We start from the raw sequence: 20,989 nt of genomic DNA, 5'->3' as shown, positions 1-20,989 counted from the left end.
TCTTATACTTGGGATGTTGAAAATAAGCGCTCTTGCATCTTTTCCTCAAAAGAAAACTTTTTCATACTCATCCCAATTAAACTAACAAGTACCTCTTCAATATCATCTAATGAGTAATATAGAAACGTTCCTTCTCGCATAGGACGTACTCGCTTATCAACAGTTCGCTCATCTTCAATAAAATAAGCGACATTCACATCGCAATGTCCCATTAATTGTGTAATTCGCTGATCATCACCAGGATTGATGAAAAATGGTACAATTTTATCAATATACAAAATACTTTGTACAAGCTTAATGAAAAAATTTTCTCGTAATGATGTTTCTACTACTAAAATGGCCGTTTTCTCATGCTGATAATCCATGTATAAAACATTTAATTGCTCTTCTAATAGTTTTTTTAAGATGCTTATAGCGTTTTTGTATTTCGTCATATCTGTTTGAATTTCTCTTGTTAACACACGTAAAATACGAAAGGCTGGTAAGAAAATTTTCAAAACAATTTCTTTAGGATGTAAATGGTCAATTAATTTATTAAAATGAATTCTCAGATTATTTTCATCACAGCGAATCAATTGCTCCACAAATAAGTTAAAAATCTCTTCAAAGCTATTGGAACGATAGTCAATCATCTTCGCAATTTTCACACTATAATTCAAAGGCAGGTTCATCGATTTCTGTTCATCTAGCAATCTCACCTTCGGTAATGTAGGAAATAAATCATACACTAACTCAACTTGTGCACTGCGATTATCTGACAACATTACAACCGAGTTGACTGGGTAAATTCCTAAACATTCTACAAACTTATGCATAAAATTCTCATTATATAAATGGCGATCTCTATATAAAACAGCTAAAGCATCTGTAGCACCGTAGCCCATATGATAGACTCTCTTTGATGTCATGGCTGAATAAACATCAATAATTTGTAATAATTGCACACCTTCACTCATATTATCTGCACAAAGTTGATTCGGATAGCCCTTCCCGGCAAAGCGTTCGTGGTGATCTCGCGCTAAATAGGCGATGTCCTCTTCATTTTGTTCTACTAGTAGCTCATAACCCCTTGTTGTGTGTGTTTTAACGATTTCAAATTCATCTTCTGAGAGCTTTCTCTTTAAATTTAGTATTTCTTGAGGGATAAACACCTTCCCAATATCATGGAACAAATAACCCCTTGCTAACGTTTCGATATCCATTAAACCTAGGTATCTAGCAAAGATGGTACCTAATACAAATACATCAAATGAATGGACAAAGGAATATTCATCCCATTCCTTTAAACGTATAAGCAGTTCATAACGATGTTTTTTTTCTAAAATTTTTTCGAAAATCTCTCGTACATAGGCTGTATCCTGCATACTTTTAAGTATTTGCCCATAGCGCAATTCATGTACGACATTCTCCAGGGTGGTCATAAAAAGCTGACTCACTTTTTCCTTATAATCATCAACTGGCTCGCTTTTTTCAATTAATGGGGCAAAGAGATCTTCATATTCTCTTGTTCGTTGCGCACTTAAATCATGGACAACTCGAACTGAATCAGATGGTAAATAGACAGACAATTCATCTACTTTACGAAGTTTAAGTAAGGCAATAATTCGTTCCGTTAAAACTAGATCCTTTTTAGCTAGTAAGCGATACTCTGAAAAAATATCTTCTGCTAAGATATCATTTGCTTCAACTTCATGAATACTTAAGGTTACTTTTCGTAGCATATTTTCTGCCACATACGCATGTACTAAGCACTATGTGACTCCCTCCTTCTTCCGTAAGACTGCGTTATTCTGATAAACGTATAAGCATACGTTTTTGCTGATAGAGGCTTTTCATAGGCAAATCTAAATTTATCTAACGTACATTTACGGGGATGAAACGACTAATTATACTCATAAAAATATAAATACGATTATCTACATCATTTACAATATCATAGGTTAAAATACCTTTTCAACTAGTATATGGGACTCCTATGAATAGTTTCTACTATTTATATATTGAAAACTAAATGAAAATACAAATCTATTTAACTATAAAATAATTAATCATTATAATTTCAATGTTATTAATGAATTCAATAGACATATAAATGATGATTTTAAAACAAGTATTTATTAAATAAGAATAAATTTTTAAGTTAATTTTATTTTGTAAAATTTTAAATTTTATCCATCCACTTTCCTTATTAAAGGAAAGGTTTCATACGTAAAGTTTCCATTTTTTCACCTTTATAGAAGGAGATAAGTACTAAAGCTTTTTAATACATGTGAAAAACGTTAATGGAAAGCTAAAAGCAACGCTAGAAGAAGTAAAAGAAGAGGATTGTACAGAAATCTACCCATTAAGTGAACGGATAGCAAATTACCATTCGTACCAACACAGGTAACGGATGAATTAACACTAGCCGCTTCTGAGCTCCTTTCGCCCTTGTTTATGTAGTTATCGATTTTTGCAGACACTGCCATTCTCTATTTAACGGGGAAAAAACGGGGAAAGAGCTAAGCTGATCTTTATATTGAAAGTATTGCTGGTAAACGGGCTATTTTATTCGTATTAGACGATGAAATTTAAAGAATGCAAAATGCCAGAAGAACATTATTGATCTTCTGGCATTTCCTCTTTAGACCGTATTTGCAATTCAGGTGTTCTCTCTAGCTGCTCAATAAATTTTCTCGTCTTAAAGCGAATACCCGTTTGCTCTTCATAAATCGTTGTAATAATTTTTTTGATAAAATATTTTGTTTCCTTTTTCAAATCTATTTTTCCAATTTGATCAATTGGAACTGTATAAAACATACGTATTAGCTTAAGCTGGGTTGGGGTTAAGCGGATGATGTAGGGATCATGCTGATAACAGCGATGACATAAAAAACCTCCTTGTGCAAAGGAAAAAGCAAACTCTCCATCTACAGCTCCACATGAGGCACAAGCATGTAATATGGGTTGCACACCTGTATAGGGCAGCATTTTCCATTCTACAAAAAGGGTAATGGCTTCAGGATCATAGCCTTCCTCTATTGCTTGTAAAGCATGGAGTAAAACATCAAATGCAAAGGGCTCCGGCTTTCCTTCTTCTACCACACGCTCCACTAATTCCATTATGTAGCTAGCATAAGCTGTAGCCATTATATCCTCACGAATATGGCGCATCGAATTCAAATGCTCCCCTTGTTGCAATGTACCCATGCCTGTATGGTGTTGTACCATAAACATACCATACGTAAAGGGTTGTGTGACAGATGCTAATCGACTAGAAGGCTTTTTAGCTCCTCGTGCCATAGTGGCAACCTTCCCTGCCTCACGCGTCAATAAGGTCACAATTTTATTGGATTCACCATAAGCACGCACCTTTAAAACAATTCCTTCCCATTTATGAAGCATAGTCCCCCTCCTTTCTAAAAGCTGTCCATGAAAATAGAGCTCTCCAAAATTTTTTGGACAGCTCAACGTAAAAACTATAAAAGCATCTTAATATTCATCATCACGGAAACCGAAATCACGTAAATGCGTTGATTTATTGCGCCAATCTTTTTGTACCTTTACCCATAGCTCTAAATAAACTTTAGAACCTAGCAGCATTTCGATATCCTTACGCGCCCGTGTCCCTACTTCTTTCAATAAGGCACCACGTTTACCAATGACAATGCCTTTTTGAGAATCGCGCTCCACAATGATTGTGGCTGCAACATGAATTTTATCTTCATTTTCTTCATCTCGACGAATTTTATCTATGACAACAGCTATAGAATGCGGAATTTCTTCACGTGTTAAATGTAACACTTTTTCACGAATAAGCTCTGAAATAATAAATCGCTCTGGATGATCTGTTACTTGATCCGCTGGGTAGTATTGTGGCCCTTCTGGTAAATATTTCGATAGTGTTGCTAATAAATTTTCTACGTTATTGCCTTGTAGAGCCGAAATCGGTACAATCTCTGCAAAGTTATAGCGTTCTTTATAACTGTCAATAATCCCTATTAGCTCATCAGGATGAATGGCATCGATTTTATTGATAACTAGGAAGACAGGGGTTGGGTTCCCAGCTAACATTTCTAGAATAAATTCATCGCCTTTACCAAATTTCTGCTCCGCATTGACCATGAACATAATAACGTCCACTTCACGTAACGTGTTTTTAGAAACCTTGAGCATGAAATCGCCTAGTTTATGTTTTGGTTTGTGGATACCCGGTGTATCAATAAAAATCATCTGGCTATCATTTGTTGTTAGTACGCCTTGTACTTTATTTCGTGTTGTTTGCGGCTTATCACTCATGATCGCAATTTTTTGGCCAATGACACGATTTAAAAATGTCGATTTTCCAACGTTCGGGCGACCAATAATAGAGATAAAGCCTGACTTGTAGCCATTATTAGTTTCCTGCATTCTCTAAATCCTCCGTCGTAAAGGCAAACGGTAGTAATTCGCCCACTGACGTTACCGTAACATCACCTTTTAAATTCGTTAAATAGACAGGCATAGTTGGAGCACAAAACTCCATCATGACCTGACGACATGCTCCACATGGTGCACATGGCCCGTCAGTATCAGCTACAATCGCAATGGCTTCAAATTCGTAAATGCCCTCAGATACTGCCTTAAAAAACGCTGTACGCTCCGCACAATTCGTCATACTATAGCCTGCATTTTCAATATTACAGCCGTGAATAACCTCTCCCTCTTTTGTTAGAAGAGCAGCCCCTACTTTAAATTTTGAGTACGGAACATAAGCTTTTTCACGTGCTTTTTTTGATTCTTCTAGTAATGCTTGCATATCCATTGTCATCTATACTAATTCTCCCTCACATTTATGGTTTATTTACATTAGAAGACACTCATTTCCATTAAAACCATTTTGGTAGAAAGATGAGTAATCCGATTATAGCACTGAATAGCGCAAATACAAGCACTGCACCTGCTGCAATGTCTTTTGCTTGCTTAGCAAGTGGGTGTATCTCTGGGGAAGCTAAATCGACTACCCGTTCGATGGCTGTATTGATCATTTCTAGTGCAAACATTAGTGCTATTAATAGTAGCACAATATACCATTCGATACGAGATAAACCCGTTAAATAACCAGCCAATATAACAATAATTGCACTTACTACATGCGATTTAAAATTCTGTTCTTTACTCGCTGTTAGGATGCCTTCTATTGCATAGCCAAAAGATCGCAAGTATTTGCGCCAATCCATTTAGTCTCGTCCTAAACCGAAAGTCTTTAATATGTCATCTTGCTTTGCAAACATTACTTTTTCATCTTCTGGCTCCATATGGTCATAACCAAGTAAATGTAAAAAACCATGCACTGCTAAAAAGCCTAATTCTCGCTCAAAGGAATGATTGTATTCCTCAGCCTGCTCTTTTGCACGATCGGTTGAAATAATGATATCGCCTAATATTCGTGGCATACCTTCAAACGTTACTTCTATTTCCCCCTCACCCAGCTCCTCTAATGCAAAGGAAATAACATCTGTTGGCTGATCCTTGCCACGGTATTCACGATTAATATCTTGAATCGCCTCGTTCGTAACAAACGTCACAGAAACCTCTGTTTCTGGCTCAATGTTTTCAATACTCGCAGCATGCTGCAATAGCTTTTCAACAAGCTCCGTATGCTGTACTGATACTTCATTTGTTTCATCTGTAAAATCAATTGTTAAAATCATAGATCCTCCTACTTGTCTGCCTTTGGATATTCAATACGTGAGTGGAAAATCCCATTCAACGTTTCACAAAGAACTCTCTCTATACATTTTAACTCTTTTATTGAAATATCGCATTCATCAAACTGATTATCCTGTACTCGATCATCAATAATAGCTCGTACTAGCTTATGAATTTTTTCAGCATTAGGTTCTTTCATTGAACGAACCGCTGCCTCTACACTATCCGCCACACTAATAATGGCCGCTTCCTTTGTTTGAGGTTTTGGCCCAGGATATCTGAACGTAGCTTCATCAATGGATTTCCCCTGCTCTTTTGCTTTAAATAAGAAAAATTTTAACAAACTTGTTCCATGATGCTGTAAGGCGATATCAATTATTTCTTGAGGCATTTTATAGCGTTTTAACATGTCAGCTCCGTCAGTCGTATGGGCTATAATAATTTCCGCACTCGTTTCAGGTGGTAATGAATCGTGTGGGTTAATACCAGACATCTGGTTTTCAATGAAAAAAGCTGGACGCTTTGTTTTACCAATATCATGATAGTAGCATCCAACACGGGCTAATAATCCATCAGCACCAATTTCTTCACACGCTGCCTCCGCTAAGTTCGCAACCATTACACTATGATGATATGTGCCTGGTGCTTCCATTAGTAATTTTTTTAATAATGGATGATTCGGGTTGGATAGCTCGATTAAACGTAGTGACGATAATAAGCTAAAGGCTGATTCAAAAAATGGTAAAAGTCCCATTGTTAAGGCCCCTGAAAGTAAAGCAGATAACATTGCTGCAATAAAATAAAACATTAATTCTGGTAGGCCATAGGATGATTGTGTCATTAATAAGTAAAAGGCGATAAAAGCCATATTCACAAGTGAAATCACACCAACCGCATGTAAAATATGTGAGCGCTTCTCCACACTACGTAAAAAGAATAGGCTGGCAAATCCGCCGAAAATGATATACAACGTAATTTCCATCTGCATTACCGATGAATAGCCTTCTTGAAAAATAACCCCAGCTGAAGCAGCTGTCATCACTGTAATCAAAACAGCCGCTCGCTCATCCGCTAACAATCTTACTAGCATTGTAGCTAATGCCGTAGGGAATAAAAAGGCAATCGTTACATCAAAGCCGCCAGACACTAAGCTAATAAACTTCATGAGCAGTATAGACAAACTATAAACAATTACTGTTACTAAAAGCGCATTACGTTTTTTTCGTTCGTCCGCCTCCCAACGCTCAAATAAAATATACATGAACATCATTTGCAGTAAAGTGAGAATAATCAGTCCTGCAATTGGCTTTAAGGAAGCTTTATTACTAATCATCCCCAATAGCTCTAGTTGACGGTACGCCTCATTATCAATAATTTGACCTTCCTGCACAATAATTTGACCTTGTAAAATTCGTGTAGGCTCTACACTTTCCTTTGCCTGTTCTTTTCGAATTTTTGTTTGTTCCTCATTGATTGTTTCATTTTCAATAATACTTGTCCGTCCTATTAACACCACTGTATTGAATATTTTATCTGGATACCCTCGTTGTCCGCGAATCTTTGTTTCAAAATCATTTTGAGCAACAAAGACATTTTCTGGTCGAATGGATTTTTGTAAATATTCCTCTACAAATTTGGATAATTGCGTACTTGTTCTATTTAAGTCTTCTTCACTTTGCACTAATAAAGCTTCTAACTGCGAATCTGTAAAGATTAAAGGCATCTGGTCTTCATCTATGGATTCAAACTTTTTGCGAAGCTGTGTAACTTGGTCGGCAATGGGAATAGGTTCCTTACTGCTTGCAACATCCTTTTTTACTTCTAGTACATAGTCAAATAATGATGTTACAATCGCTGCTCTTTGCTTGGCGACATCCTCCGAAAATTGATAGACCGAATCCACCGCATTTGCTGCTTTTTCTCGCTCTTGCTGTGTCTTATAAGTATCTTCGATCGTTTTAGTAGATCGTACGGTTTCAGGCGCAAGCTGTAATGGTTTGAAATCATATGTAACTCCTTTAACATTGCCATACATAAACGCAAATTGTAGGCCACCTGTTAAAATGAGAATAATGATAATAAAGTAGCGAAAACCGATAAACTCTGTAAATTTTCGAAGTTGTTTCTCCATCTGGCACCTCCTCTATCTACCTACTATCATACCAATTCAACATACATTTTTCTCGAAAAATGTAATAAGAAAGCAAAAAACAGCTATACATTTTCGTATAGCTGTCACATTTTTTTCCATATACTGATTGATTTTATGTTTACGACATTCGTCGACAACCCATTTCCCAGCGCGCTTCGCTTTCGGGACAGACTTCTTTAAAACTCGTTGCCCCTGGCGCTTCGCTTTCGGGGCAGACTTCTTTAAAACCCGTTGCCCCTGGCGCTTCGCTTTCGGGGCAGACTTTAGAATTGCTTTGCAATTCTAAAGTTGCTGTTCTTCGTAGGCTTGGATGATTTTTGCTACGATTGGGTGACGTACGACATCGCCTTGTTCTAATACTTGGAAATGTATTGATTTGACATACTTTAATGTACGTTCAGCTACGATTAAACCAGATTCTGTATTTTTAGGTAAGTCAATTTGCGTTTTATCCCCTGTAATGACCATTTTAGAGCCAAACCCTAAACGTGTTAAAAACATTTTCATTTGTTGATGGGTTGTATTTTGTGCTTCATCTAAAATAACAAAGGCATCATCTAATGTACGACCACGCATATAGGCTAGAGGCGCGATTTCAATTGTTCCACGTTCAATTAGTCGTTGCGTCTGTTCTGCTCCGTAAATGTCGTTTAAAGCATCATAGAGAGGTCGTAGATATGGATCTACCTTTTCCTTTAAATCACCCGGCAGAAATCCTAAAGACTCTCCTGCTTCAACAGCAGGGCGAGTTAAAATAATACGCTTCACGTGTCCATTTTTAAGTGCCTGTGTTGCCATGACTACCGCTAAATACGTTTTCCCAGTACCGGCAGGACCAATACCAAAAACAACGTCTTTGTGACGGATTGCTTGTATGTATTCTCGTTGACCAATTGTTTTTGCACGAATCGACTTACCTTTCGTCGTACGGGCTATTTCTTCATCATATAGTTCTGCAAAATATTCGATTGTTCCTTTTTGTGTCATTTCAATAGCTGTTGTGACATCACGTTGATCAATATTAATTCCTTTGCGAATGACCTTCAATAAGGCATGCAGAAGAAATGTTGCCTGTTCCTTAGCATTTTCTTCACCCGCAAGTTGAATTTGTTCACCTCGTGTAATGATATGAACATTCAGTGCTTCTTCAACTAATTTCATATTTGCATCGGAAATACCGAGTAGCATAACCGCTTCATTTGGATTATCCACTTGTAATACAGTTAACTGTTCTGACATAATCATTCTCCTTGTAGGCCTTGTATTGGACTTGCAATGTTTTCATTGACTAAAAATAGAACTTTCCCTTCAACTGTACCATTCCCCCACTTTGCCTGTAAAAGGTTTTCTTTTTTGATAATCGTTTTTTCAGGCAACGAACGTAGCACCTTTTCATGCAATAGAGGGAGAAGTAATGTCTCTATTTTCGATTCATCAAGCTCAACTTGTACAGTTTTCGTCTGCTGTTCCTCTACAATTGAAACATAGGGGTCTAACCAATTCGGTAAATCCTTTTTTTGTACATAATCTACTTTTTCTTGATGTATCCCCTTCACCAATACTCGCCATTGCTTTTGTTGGACAGTTTCCATTGTAATTTTCGTCGGAATTTTAAAGGAGCACTCTAACCAATAATCTGCATAAACCTCTCCCTTCGCACCAACAAAAACCTGATCTGTACCACTTTCTATTACGCCACTTACGAGGACATCCCCCTCATAGGCTGTATCGTTTATTGAAATTTTTCGTTCACCATTCTTAATATTAAAGTGCGTAATGACTCCGCTCTTAGTCGCTACTAAATGAGAGGCTAATTTCTCATTTGTTTGTTCTGTTTGTTTCGGTGACTCCTGTGGTCTAAGTATGACCCTTCCACCATGTTTATCAATATGCACCCATGATAGCTCTCGGTGTTGTTCTAACAGTTTTTGACGTATGGCAGTATTAGAAGGTAACTGTTTTTTAGAGAGTGGTGTTTCTAGTTGAAAAGTATTTTGAAAGGTCTTGCCTAGCCGTTGCTCTAATTCTGGCGTCGCTGCTTCGATATCCACCCGCCAAATGACTTGTGCACATAGGATTGGAATGACAATCATCAAGGCTAAACCAAGCAAAGTCCAAAGCTGTGCACGTAAAACTTGTAGCTCATCTGCATAAAAAACAGCCATTTTTAAGCGAAAGCGTCTACGAACGCGACGAATTTTCGGTAAATAATGCATCGTTGTTTCAAAGGAAACTTCTTGCTCACGAAAGACTACACGTTTTAACGGAATATGTTGAGCATGCAATGCTTGAATAAAAGGATGAACATTTTCATGCCGCTTTATACGTACAATGATTGGCCGATTATTCCACATTTAGCTCACACCCATATTCTTTGTCTTTTTCATATGAATCTCCTGTAGATTATTTACCGTGAGATGAAGCATTTCTTCCTTAAGAGCGTTAATAGTCACTGATTCTGCATTAACAGTAATATGATAATCTGCATAGTCAAACGAGCAAGTCGTCGCATCTGCATGGATAAAACGGTAGGGTCCAATAATTTTTAATGATTCATATTCTAACAATTCAAGTAGCGGCGTTAATTGAAACAATTTTTTCATAAAAAATGCCTCCTTCTTCGGCAATATATGCAGCGAAAAAGGAGGACATGCTAGTTATTTTCGTTTTGCTTTTGGCGGACCTAATATTTCAGCCATCACGATTGCTTGCACGAGCTCATTTTTAGATTGAGGCAATCGAAAAGTTGCTGGTTCAACTGCTGTGTGTGCCTCTTTTTTCCCAGCAGCAAGACGTCCCCTATTTTCTCGATTAGAAGAACGACTAGGTACATCCGCTTGAAGGACAGGCGGAGCAACATAGCTTGGAACTTCCTTCTTCTTCTGCGCTTCTACTTTAGGCTCTTCGGCTTTCTGATTTTCAGGAATCCATTCGCCTATAAAGTCCCGCGCAAAATCCTCAAAGCTTTGTGCTTTCCCTGTACGATGTGGCGTTTCCTCCGTTACTGGTGGCTCAACCATTGTGTCTTTATTAAAAGGAGGCATCTGTTTCTGAGGCTTTTTATTTTTTGATTTTCCGAAAATAGAGCTGACTATAGCAATTATGGCAAAGAGTATTAATTGTTCCATATGTTTAGTTCCGCTCCTTTCCGTTATTAAGCATTCGGTTCATTCGTTTCAGGTTTATCTGTGCTTACTTTTGAAATCGAGTCACGCATTGCAGTATCCGCTTGAATGTTACGATAGTTCATATAATCCATAATCCCCAGATTACCAGAACGTAATGCTTCAGCCATCGCTTGCGGTACTTCCGCCTCCGCTTCTACTACTTTCGCTTTCATCTCTTGAACACGCGCAATCATTTCCTGCTCATTGGCAACAGCCATCGCACGACGTTCCTCAGCTTTTGCTTGCGCAATGTTTTTATCCGCCTGTGCTTGTTCAATTTGTAATTCTGCACCAATGTTTTTACCGATATCTACGTCAGCAATATCAATGGATAAGATTTCAAAGGCTGTCCCTGAATCCAAACCTTTTGATAAAACGGTTTGTGAAATCATATCTGGATTTTCTAAAACTTCAGTATGATGGGTAGCCGAACCGATTGTCGAAACGATCCCTTCACCAACACGGGCAATAACTGTTTCTTCTCCAGCACCACCGACTAAACGCTCGATATTGGCACGTACTGTAATACGAGCTTTAGCTTTAACTTCAATCCCGTTCATTGCTACACCTGAAATAAATGGCGTTTCAATAACTTTTGGATTAACAGACATTTGAACTGCTTCTAATACATCTCGACCAGCTAAATCAATCGCAGCACAACGCTCAAACGAAAGTTCAATATTGGCACGATGAGCCGCAATTAACGCATTAACAACACGGTCTACATTACCACCTGCTAAATAGTGACTCTCAAGTTGATTGATTGTAACAGGTAAACCTGCTTTATGTGCTTTAATTAACGGATTGACAATTCGAGAAGGAATTACTCGACGTAAACGCATCCCAATTAATGTGAAAATACTAACACGAACACCTGCAGCCAGTGCAGAAATCCATAGTGCTACCGGTACAAAGGTAAAGAATACCGCGAGAACTATGAATAAAATAACCAATCCAGCAATTGGACCAATTAGAGCTAAATCAAATCCCATTTTCTATTCCTCCATCTCTTTATCTGTTCGTCTCACAACAATACGTGAGCCTTCTACTTTAATAATTTCTACATGTTGATTTACATCGATATAGCCACCTTCAGAAACAATATCAATGCGTTCATTACCAAGAACCATAGTACCTGCTGGACGAAGTGGCGTAAGCGTTTTCCCCACTTTACCTAGCAGTTCTGTGCGATTCACATTGGACACATACCCTTCCTCAGTCGTAGTTGCATCCATTAACACAAGCTTGTTTAAGACATGCAGTTTTTTCCCGAAAAATTTCATCAGAATCACCATTCCTATCATCGCTATCACCAACGCAATGAGAATTGCTATTATCATTTGCATCATATTTGCACCTGCCAGTATCAGACTTAGCACTATTAATACGCCACCTAAAATACCAACAATACCACCGGGGACAAAAAACTCTGCAACTACAAGCGCTAAACCAACAATAAATAACAATAATGTTTCATAACCCGCAAAGCCTGCAACCATATGTCCGAAGAAAAATAAACCAAGTGCTGATAACCCCATTATACCTGGAACGCCAAAGCCTGGCGAATAGAGCTCCATCACAAGTCCTAAACTTGCGATTGATAATAAAATCGGGACAATGATTGGATTTGTAATAAAACGAGCCAATTTTTCAGAAAAGGTCGGTTCGATTGAAACAACATCGCTACCATTCAGGTTGGTTACCTCTAATAGCTTTTGAAAATTTTTAACTGTTCCTTCAGAGTACTTGACCTTTAATGCTTCAGAGGCTGATAAAGTTAACAAGTTTTTCCCTTCCGCACGATATTCAGGCAGGTCATAATTAGAATCAGCCATTGCTAAAGCGTACTTTGGATCACGCCCAGATGTTTCTGCTGCTGCTTGCATTTGAGCAAGCCAGGCACTATTAGCCTTTAAATCTGCTGCATTCCCAGCTGAATCAATGACCGCTGCTGCACCGATTGTTCCATTTGGTACCATGTAGATTTCATCCGCATGTAAGGCTATAAAAGCACCTGCTGAATGGGCATCCTTATTAATAAAAGCAATCTTACGTATATCCGAGGCATCCATAAGCATGGCGATATCACTTGCTGCATTTACAAAGCCACCAGGCGTATGTATATCTAAGATAATGGCCTCGGCATTATTTTCTTCAGCCTCTTTAAAAGCTCGTTCTAAAAATGCGTGAAGTCCTCGCTCTACTTCATTATGAATAGGAACCTGGTAGACCTTACTGCTTGCAAAAGCCGAAGTTAATGGAAACGCTAACAAAAAAGTCATCCATATTACTAATAGATAGCTGAGGATTCTCCGTTTTCGCACCTTTTTCCCTCCCTTCTAACATGCTTCTCCTCTTATATACGGTCTATCATGCGAAAAGTTTCACAAATCTTAAAAGTTTATTAACTTCTTTAATTCTATTCCAAATACCAACACTTAGTATGTACAAAAAAGCCGAATGAATCAACTTGATTTCATTCGGCTTTTTCTTATGTACGTAAGAATGAGCAATGTAAAATACCTGAAATTAATCAACATTGTGATTAATCTCAGGTATAACTTTGTCTGCTCAGTGAATCATACAATTGCGTGTTATGAACGTAGGGATTTTTAATGGGAAATTAAATTACCACTTACGTTTACGTGCAGCTTCTGATTTCTTTTTACGTTTTACGCTAGGTTTTTCGTAGAACTCGCGCTTTCTAACTTCTTGAATTGTACCACTTTTTGATACAGTACGTTTGAAGCGGCGAAGAGCATCTTCAAGCGATTCGTTTTTGCGAACGACAGTTTTTGACATCTCTCTTTCCCTCCCTCCGAACACACGTCAATACACAATTAGGCAAATAACCTTCTGTTGTGTACTAAAAAATTATATCGTATTGTCTAATAATGGTCAATAGAAAGTGTGCGAAAATATCAAGTGAATTTTTGGTTTTATTTTTGCTCGAATTATTAATGAATATTTCGCTCACAATATAAAATAATTACATTTTCCTATTAATTAAGGGGTTTACAAAAAATAGAATATGGGCGTAGAATAATCACATTCAATTTCATATCGGCCAAATCTCAAACGTTGAGAACGGAGGACCCAATCTTTTGGGGTTAATTCTGCTATTGCAGAAGGGATGAGAATCTCTTTCGCCATCCTACCCGTCAGCTAACTTCGTCGGCTAAAGCGAAGGAGGTCATACAAGACCACCATTAAAAGCATGTTTTTCTATGCCTGTGCATGCTTTTTTAGTAGGTCTTTTTATTATGCCGTTTAATAAAAGATTAAGGAGAACACGATGAACAATTTTAAAAATACATTAAATCCTCCCAAAATTCTCGTACTTGGTTTTGCATTGATTATTGTGATAGGGACGTTTCTTTTAACGCTGCCTTTCTCCACTGAGGATGGGAACGGACTACCCTTTTTAGATGCATTATTCACCGCTACCTCTGCAACTTGTGTCACAGGGTTGATTGTTGTGGATACAGGAGATACATTTTCCATTTTTGGAGAATTGGTGATATTATCATTAATCCAAATCGGTGGCCTAGGATTTATGACATTTGCAACTTTATTATTTTTAATACTTGGAAAGAAAATTTCTTTAAAAGAAAGATTGTTGCTAAAAGAAGCATTCAATAATATTTCGATTGCTGGTCTTGTTAAATTAGTAAAAAGAATATTGCTCTTTACAGCGTTAATTGAAATAATCGGCGGCCTTATTTTAACTATTCGTTTTTCATTTGACATGCCGATAGGAAAAGCTTTTTATTTTGGATTTTTTCATGCCATTTCTAATTTCAACAACGCAGGATTTGATTTAATGGGTGGTTTTAACGGAATGACATCCTACGTAGATGACCCATTTGTTGTTTTGACAATTTGTGCGCTAATTACAATTGGTGGCTTAGGATTTATTGTCATGAATGAATTGTATGAATATCGAAAGACAAAAAGGCTCTCCGTCCATACAAAAATTGTCTTAGCGACTACACTTCTATTGACTGCTAGCGCAACCATTTTGATTTTTTTATTTGAATATAGCAATTCAAAAACAATCGGTCCATTATCTGAGTGGGGCAAAATATTAGGTTCTTTTTATCAAGCTGTAACACCAAGAACAGCTGGGTCCAATACTCTTGCAATTGGTGACTTAACCCATTCCACATTATTTTTAATCATTCTCTTAATGTTTATAGGAGCTGGGTCTGGTTCCACTGCTGGTGGTATTAAGATTACAACCTTCGCTGTATTAGTAGCTACCATGTGGTCACAAATCAGAGGGAAAGAAGATGTTGTTTTATTTAAACGTCGAATTGTCAACGAAACCATTTTAAAAGCGTTAACTGTCACAATGTGTGGCGCCATGATTGTTATAGTTGTGACAATTCTTCTTAGTATTATTGAACAACGGCATAGCTTCATGATGTATTTATTTGAGGCTACCTCTGCCTTTGCTACTGTTGGTCTTTCGATGGGACTAACGCCAGAACTAACACCAGGTGGTCGTGTTCTTATTATTTTGACAATGTTCGCTGGAAGACTTGGTCCATTAACTATAGCTTTCGCCATTACAAAACGACGAAAAAAAGAGGCTTTTCGACATCCAAAAGGAAATATTATGATTGGATAATCAAATTAGAGGAGTGTGTGATCTATGGCAATCAAACAATATGCCGTAATAGGCTTAGGAAGATTCGGAACAAGTGTCGCCCGACGATTACATGAAGCGGGACAAGAAATATTAGGAATTGATGTAAATGAAGAAAGAGTTGAGGATGCAGAACCCTATGTAACCCATGCAGTAGTAGCTGATACAACAGAAGAAAAAGCTTTAACATCCCTTGGTATAGGAAACTTCGATTGTGTCATTGTGGCAATCGGTAACGATATGCAGTCTAGTATTTTAACTGTGTCCTTATTAAAAGAGCTAGGAATCAAAAAGGTTATTGCAAAGGCACTTGGTAAAAGACATGGACAAGTCTTAGATAAAGTTGGTGCTGATTGGATTATTTATCCTGAACGAGATATGGGAGAGCGCGTGGCAAATCAGCTACTATCCCCCAATATGCTGAATTATATCGAACTATCCAAGGAATACAGTATTGAAGAAATTATGATTCCCTCCAAAATGGCTGGGCATAATTTGCGGGATTTAGATTTGCGTGCAAAATATAACGTCAGCGTGATTGCGATCGTGCGTGAAGGTGAAATTATTATTTCTCCATCTCCAGAGCAAATTATTGAAAAGGAAGATTTATTGGTGATGATCGGTCATCGAAAAGATCTTACTTTATTTTCTAACATTCAATAGCAAAGAAAAGGCTGTTTCAAGTTCACTTGAATACAGCCATCCATTTATTTTTTGTCTTAGAAAATTTTCTTCTGATTTCTGTCATCTTTTAAAATTTCTACTGCCTCTCTAAAACGCTGGGAATGGACAACCTCACGTTCACGTAAAAACTTCAAGCTATCATTTAAATCCGTATCATCTGATAAATCGATAATCCATTGATATGTGGCACGCGCTTTTTCTTCAGCCGCAATATCCTCATACAAATCCGCAATAGGATCTCCCTTAGCCTGAATATAGGTTGCTGTAAATGGTACTCCTGAAGCATTCTGATAAAATAATGCTTTATCATGATTCACGTAATGATCCCCTAGACCCGCTTCCTTTAGCATTTCTGGCGTAGCGTCTTTTGTTAGCTTATAAATCATCGTAGCAATCATTTCTAAATGAGAAAATTCCTCAGTCGCTATATCGGTTAAGAGCCCTACCACTTTGTCTGGAATGGTATAGCGCTGGTTCATATAGCGAAGGGCCGCTGCCAGTTCCCCATCTGCTCCTCCATATTGCTCTATTAAAAACTTAGCAAGCATTGGATTACATGTACTAACTTTCACCGGATACTGGAGCTTTTTTTCGTAATACCACAAAGATTATTCCTCCTAGTCTTTAGATTAGACTTGCCATGGCCATGGTGTATCAATCCAGTTAAAAGGATAATTCGAATAACTTCTCCCAAAATTCATGAGCGGTCCATATTTTTGTTCAAAATCAATTTTGAGCTTCATACTTTTCTCTGTATTTTCATTAAATTGCTGAATGGCATCATAATCGTGTGGATGGGTGTCTAAATAGAGGTTTAATTCAACGATGACGAAATCAATTGCCTGAATTTCTTCTAATTGTTTATAAAATTCTGGTGGCATCTTTTTAGTCATGCTTCATCCCTCCTTTTTAGGGGAATTGGGTATGGGCTAAATAATTGGGGCCATAGTGTTCCAGCCATTAAAGCTTCCCTTGGGGTTTGGAATTGTGGTAGTCCGGGTGGTTGAAAACCCATATATAGTTGTGGTGGCGTTGAATAATACTTTACTTCTATGGGCTTACAGGGATCAAAGGGGCTAATATAAGGCTTCCAATACTTATACTGTGTAAACATGGCATCCTCCTTCCTGATTCACATTCATCAGTGGAGTATATGTGAAGAAAAAAATATTATTCTAATTGCACACAAAGAAGCCACAAGCTCCTACAATAAATTGTATTAGCTTGTGGCCAATCGATATACGAATTTTAATAGTTAGAATCAGCAATTAAACCGTTCATAATGGCCACACCAGAGCTTGCCCCAATACGTGTTGCACCAGCTTCCACCATTTTTTTCATGTCTTCTAAGCTACGAACACCACCTGAAGCTTTAACGCCCAGCTCAGGACCTACTGTTTTACGCATAAGCGCAATATCTTCTGCTGTTGCGCCACCAGTAGAGAAACCTGTAGATGTTTTCACATAGTCAGCACCCGCAGCTACCGCTAGTTCACATGCTTTCACTTTTTCTTCATCTGTTAATAAACAAGTTTCAATAATCACTTTTACAAGTGCATGACCTTTTGCTGCTTCCACTACTGCCGCAATATCAGCTTGTACCAGTTCGTAGTTCTTATCCTTTAATGCGCCGATATTAATAACCATATCTACTTCTTTTGCACCGTTTGCAATTGCATCTTTTACTTCAAATGCTTTAACAGCTGGTGTATTAGCACCTAATGGGAAACCAATAACGGTACAAACTAAAACGTCTGAACCTTGTAATAGCTCGCTGCTGTGTTTAACCCACGTTGGATTTACACAAACAGAAGCAAAATTAAATTGTTTAGCCTCTGCACATAATGTTTCAATTTGTTCTTTTGTTGCCTCAGCCTTTAATAATGTATGATCAATCATACGCGCAAAATTTTGTTCCATTGTTAAACGCTCCTTCACTAAGCAAGATGTACGTACCTCTTCGAATCATATCATTTTTTCACGTTGGCGTCTAATTTCTTTCTATATAATAAAAGCTGAAATGTAAACTTTTAAGAACACAGAAGTTATCAGATGACTATATTGAAGCAAATCACTTAATTATTTCACAAAAAAATCTTATATGTACTGATTTCATAAGGTTTATGTTATCATAAATCACGTATCTAAAATATGTACACCAAAAAACTATTTAAATGTTGCAAACACAAGGTAATGTGAATTGAAAGGATGATATATATTATGAGTAACGAGCGATCAAAAATCGTGAGTTTCCATACTCTAGGTTGTAAAGTAAATCATTACGAAACAGAGGCAATTTGGCAGCTGTTTAAAGAAGAAGGCTATGATCGTACAGAATTTGATCAACAGGCAGACGTTTACGTCATTAATACATGTACAGTTACGAATACTGGAGATAAAAAATCTCGTCAGGTTATTCGTCGAGCAATCCGCCAAAATCCGGATGCAGTTATTTGTGTAACAGGATGCTATGCTCAAACATCCCCTGCAGAAATTATGGCTATCCCTGGTGTCGATATCGTTGTCGGAACACAAGATCGTACGAAATTACTTGGTTATATTGAACAATATCGTGCGGAACGTCAACCGATTAATGCTGTACGTAATATTATGAAAAACCGTGTATACGAAGAATTGGATGTACCTGCATTTACAGACCGTACACGTGCTTCATTAAAAATCCAAGAAGGCTGTAACAATTTCTGTACATTTTGTATTATTCCTTGGGCGCGCGGCTTAATGCGTTCTCGTGACCCACAAGAAGTATTACATCAAGCACAGCAATTAGTTGACGCTGGTTATCTTGAAATTGTCTTAACCGGTATTCATACAGGTGGCTATGGACAAGATTTAAAAGATTATAATCTTGCTCAATTACTACGTGATTTAGAAGCTAATGTGAAAGGCTTAAAGCGTCTTCGTATTTCATCTATTGAGGCTAGTCAATTAACGGATGAAGTAATTGAAGTACTACGTGAATCAAAGATTGTCGTGAATCATTTACATATTCCGATTCAATCTGGTTCTGATACAGTATTAAAACGTATGCGTCGTAAATATACAATGGAATTCTTTGGTGAGCGCTTAACAAAATTACATGAGGCTCTACCTGATTTGGCTGTTACTTCAGATGTAATCGTTGGGTTCCCTGGCGAGACAGAAGAAGAGTTTATGGACACATATAACTTTATCCGTGATCATAAATTCTCTGAGCTACACGTTTTCCCATTCTCTCCTCGTACAGGAACTCCAGCTGCACGTATGGAAGATCAAATTGATGAAGACATTAAAAATGAACGTGTCCATCGACTCATCGCTTTAAACGATCAACTAGCAAAAGAGTATGCTTCTCGTTTTGAAGATCAAGTGCTAGAAGTTATTCCTGAAGAATTTGTGCATGATGGCAGTGAAGAAGAAGGCCTTCTAACAGGCTATACAGACAACTACTTAAAAGTAGTTTTTGAGGGTCCAGAAAATCTAATCGGACAACTTGTAAAAGTAAAAATTACACAAGCAGGCTACCCTCACTCAAAAGGACAATTTGTACGTGTTTTAGAAACAGTTAATTAATATTGAAAAAAAGGGGTTGCCAATTTTTATAGGCACCCTTTTTTCATTGAATGGATATCATTCTATTGCTATTCATTCAAATATCATTAAGGACAAATCATATTGTACATTAATTGCTTCGAAAGATTACCAAAAGTAAACATCGATTCATATATCCTCAAATTCAATTTTATACTCTATTATTAGTCCAACTAAATACACTTTTATTGATCTATCCTACAATCAGAAAATTAGTAGTACAAACAAATATCTGTTTGTACTACTAGCTTTGTTAGTATATTATAAGTCGTTCTGCTTTCCTCTAATCTAGCAATGATCAAGGACTAGGAGGAGGTGTAAGTCCTAAGAGAACTGGCGTTATTACACTGCTGCCAGCACCAAGACGAATTTGCTGAACTTGCAATACTTTTACAGTAAGTTCTAAGACAATTTTTTCACGTAATGTGCTGAATGTTCCTTCAGGAGCTGCCATAATTGGTGAAAAATCAAGTTCGAAGAAGTTTGCTGCTACTAATTCACCAAATGGTTGTTCATTGTATTTAACGAGATTTTGGAAGAATGCCTTATCTAATCGTGCATCCATTTGCGTTCTTTCATTAAGGAAGTTCGCTTCCGCAAACTCGGAAATGCCTAGGATTGGTGTAGCTCCACCAGGTGCTTGTGGGAAAATAAGGTCTGTAAAACCTGAAAACGGTACGTCTGCAATTCTGTCTCGAAGTGCTCCATTACATGCTGATGAAGCATATTCAATATTTTTCCGAATATGTCCTGCTACAAATAATTTAGCTCTTGTTACTCTAAAGAAATCAGTGCCAGCAATACGAGCAAAGCTAACTGGTACTAGTTTTACTTGATTTAAGAAGACATTCTTTTTCACTCGTTTGATTTCTGTTGCAGCAGGGCTAAGTGTAATATCCGACTCGACAACAATTTGCAATGTTGGTTCTGCCAGTACAACCGGAACTTTAATAGTTGGTGTTGTAACTGGTGTAGTGACTACGGGTGTAATCTCATTCGTTAATGGAATTTGTTCAGTTGATGTTACAGGACAAGGTTGAAATTGACTTTCTAATTGATCGCTCAAAAAATTTCCCT

Annotated in this window: 22 protein-coding genes and 1 riboswitch; of the genes, 3 read left to right on the top strand and 19 right to left on the bottom strand. The window is 37.5% G+C overall.

The window, feature by feature from the left end; genetic code table 11:
• Positions 1-2 precede the first annotated feature (2 nt).
• The 14 genes from SJW71_RS08550 to rpsU all read right to left on the bottom strand — a co-directional run bounded on the left by SJW71_RS08550 (position 3) and on the right by rpsU (position 13,791).
• On the bottom strand, positions 3-1,721 hold the full coding sequence (locus SJW71_RS08550; protein WP_412927208.1) for an HD-GYP domain-containing protein: 1,719 nt from the start codon (positions 1,719-1,721) through the stop codon (positions 3-5).
• A gap of 877 nt (positions 1,722-2,598) precedes the next feature.
• Complete coding sequence (gene recO, locus SJW71_RS08545; protein ID WP_274793794.1) at positions 2,599-3,384, bottom strand: DNA repair protein RecO; 786 nt, start codon at positions 3,382-3,384, stop codon at positions 2,599-2,601.
• Between the two features lie 87 nt (positions 3,385-3,471).
• Complete coding sequence (gene era / locus SJW71_RS08540) at positions 3,472-4,389, bottom strand: GTPase Era (protein WP_431812005.1); 918 nt, start codon at positions 4,387-4,389, stop codon at positions 3,472-3,474.
• Positions 4,376-4,789: a cytidine deaminase gene (locus SJW71_RS08535; RefSeq protein ID WP_322605675.1), complete on the bottom strand. Its 414-nt coding sequence runs from the start codon at positions 4,787-4,789 to the stop codon at positions 4,376-4,378. Before SJW71_RS08535 ends, era begins: the two co-directional genes overlap by 14 nt.
• A 58-nt stretch (positions 4,790-4,847) precedes the next feature.
• A complete protein-coding gene (locus SJW71_RS08530) occupies positions 4,848-5,198 on the bottom strand; it encodes a diacylglycerol kinase family protein (protein ID WP_407134185.1) in 351 nt (116 codons plus the stop codon).
• Positions 5,199-5,672 (bottom strand): rRNA maturation RNase YbeY, encoded by a 474-nt coding sequence (ybeY, locus tag SJW71_RS08525; RefSeq protein WP_322605674.1) that lies wholly within the window; start codon positions 5,670-5,672, stop codon positions 5,199-5,201. It lies immediately after the preceding gene.
• An 8-nt stretch (positions 5,673-5,680) separates the two neighbouring features.
• Entirely contained in the window at positions 5,681-7,801 is a 2,121-nt protein-coding gene (locus SJW71_RS08520) for an HD family phosphohydrolase (RefSeq protein WP_274793799.1), read from the bottom strand.
• A 303-nt stretch (positions 7,802-8,104) separates the two neighbouring features.
• Entirely contained in the window at positions 8,105-9,061 is a 957-nt protein-coding gene (locus SJW71_RS08515; protein WP_274793800.1) for a PhoH family protein, read from the bottom strand.
• 2 nt (positions 9,062-9,063) lie between these two features.
• On the bottom strand, positions 9,064-10,176 hold the full coding sequence (locus SJW71_RS08510) for a sporulation protein YqfD (protein WP_274793801.1): 1,113 nt from the start codon (positions 10,174-10,176) through the stop codon (positions 9,064-9,066).
• Complete coding sequence (locus SJW71_RS08505; RefSeq protein ID WP_274793802.1) at positions 10,177-10,425, bottom strand: hypothetical protein; 249 nt, start codon at positions 10,423-10,425, stop codon at positions 10,177-10,179.
• A 54-nt stretch (positions 10,426-10,479) separates the two neighbouring features.
• Entirely contained in the window at positions 10,480-10,950 is a 471-nt protein-coding gene (locus SJW71_RS08500; RefSeq protein WP_322611587.1) for a hypothetical protein, read from the bottom strand.
• 26 nt (positions 10,951-10,976) lie between these two features.
• Positions 10,977-11,981: a flotillin-like protein FloA gene (gene floA / locus SJW71_RS08495; RefSeq protein WP_004227087.1), complete on the bottom strand. Its 1,005-nt coding sequence runs from the start codon at positions 11,979-11,981 to the stop codon at positions 10,977-10,979.
• Between the two features lie 3 nt (positions 11,982-11,984).
• A complete protein-coding gene (locus SJW71_RS08490; RefSeq protein WP_431812004.1) occupies positions 11,985-13,313 on the bottom strand; it encodes an NfeD family protein in 1,329 nt (442 codons plus the stop codon).
• 304 nt (positions 13,314-13,617) lie between these two features.
• Complete coding sequence (gene rpsU, locus SJW71_RS08485) at positions 13,618-13,791, bottom strand: 30S ribosomal protein S21 (protein WP_004227078.1); 174 nt, start codon at positions 13,789-13,791, stop codon at positions 13,618-13,620.
• Between the two features lie 253 nt (positions 13,792-14,044).
• Positions 14,045-14,184: riboswitch (cyclic di-AMP (ydaO/yuaA leader) on the top strand.
• Between the two features lie 100 nt (positions 14,185-14,284).
• On the opposite strand from rpsU, the gene SJW71_RS08480 reads away from it, so the two are divergent.
• Both SJW71_RS08480 and SJW71_RS08475 read left to right on the top strand, forming a co-directional pair.
• Positions 14,285-15,622, top strand: coding sequence for a TrkH family potassium uptake protein (locus SJW71_RS08480; RefSeq protein ID WP_274793806.1), 1,338 nt, complete (start codon positions 14,285-14,287; stop codon positions 15,620-15,622).
• 24 nt (positions 15,623-15,646) lie between these two features.
• The gene (locus SJW71_RS08475) at positions 15,647-16,303 is read left to right on the top strand and encodes a potassium channel family protein (RefSeq protein WP_322611589.1); all 657 of its coding nucleotides are present in this window, start codon (positions 15,647-15,649) and stop codon (positions 16,301-16,303) included.
• 56 nt (positions 16,304-16,359) lie between these two features.
• Here the strand turns inward: SJW71_RS08475 and SJW71_RS08470 are convergent, their stop codons facing one another.
• The 4 genes from SJW71_RS08470 to deoC all read right to left on the bottom strand — a co-directional run bounded on the left by SJW71_RS08470 (position 16,360) and on the right by deoC (position 18,244).
• On the bottom strand, positions 16,360-16,929 hold the full coding sequence (locus tag SJW71_RS08470) for a manganese catalase family protein (protein ID WP_274793808.1): 570 nt from the start codon (positions 16,927-16,929) through the stop codon (positions 16,360-16,362).
• A gap of 24 nt (positions 16,930-16,953) precedes the next feature.
• Positions 16,954-17,217, bottom strand: coding sequence for a spore coat protein CotJB (locus SJW71_RS08465; RefSeq protein ID WP_016994107.1), 264 nt, complete (start codon positions 17,215-17,217; stop codon positions 16,954-16,956).
• A complete protein-coding gene (locus SJW71_RS08460; protein ID WP_274793809.1) occupies positions 17,214-17,438 on the bottom strand; it encodes a spore coat associated protein CotJA in 225 nt (74 codons plus the stop codon). Before SJW71_RS08460 ends, SJW71_RS08465 begins: the two co-directional genes overlap by 4 nt.
• 134 nt (positions 17,439-17,572) lie before the next feature.
• Positions 17,573-18,244 (bottom strand): deoxyribose-phosphate aldolase, encoded by a 672-nt coding sequence (deoC, locus tag SJW71_RS08455; RefSeq protein WP_274793810.1) that lies wholly within the window; start codon positions 18,242-18,244, stop codon positions 17,573-17,575.
• A 300-nt stretch (positions 18,245-18,544) separates the two neighbouring features.
• Here deoC and mtaB point away from each other — a divergent pair, with 300 nt between their 5' ends.
• Positions 18,545-19,894, top strand: a complete 1,350-nt coding sequence (gene mtaB, locus SJW71_RS08450) for a tRNA (N(6)-L-threonylcarbamoyladenosine(37)-C(2))-methylthiotransferase MtaB (RefSeq protein WP_322611591.1) — start codon at positions 18,545-18,547, stop codon at positions 19,892-19,894.
• A gap of 316 nt (positions 19,895-20,210) precedes the next feature.
• Here mtaB and SJW71_RS08445 read toward each other — a convergent pair whose 3' ends face one another.
• Positions 20,211-20,978, bottom strand: a complete 768-nt coding sequence (locus tag SJW71_RS08445; protein WP_274793812.1) for a CsxC family protein — start codon at positions 20,976-20,978, stop codon at positions 20,211-20,213.
• Positions 20,979-20,989 lie beyond the last annotated feature (11 nt).

This window comes from Lysinibacillus sp. FW12, assembly GCF_050817245.1.
Taxonomy (GTDB): Bacteria; Bacillota; Bacilli; order Bacillales_A; family Planococcaceae; genus Lysinibacillus; species Lysinibacillus irui.
This window is presented reverse-complemented; position numbering and strand designations above follow the sequence as displayed.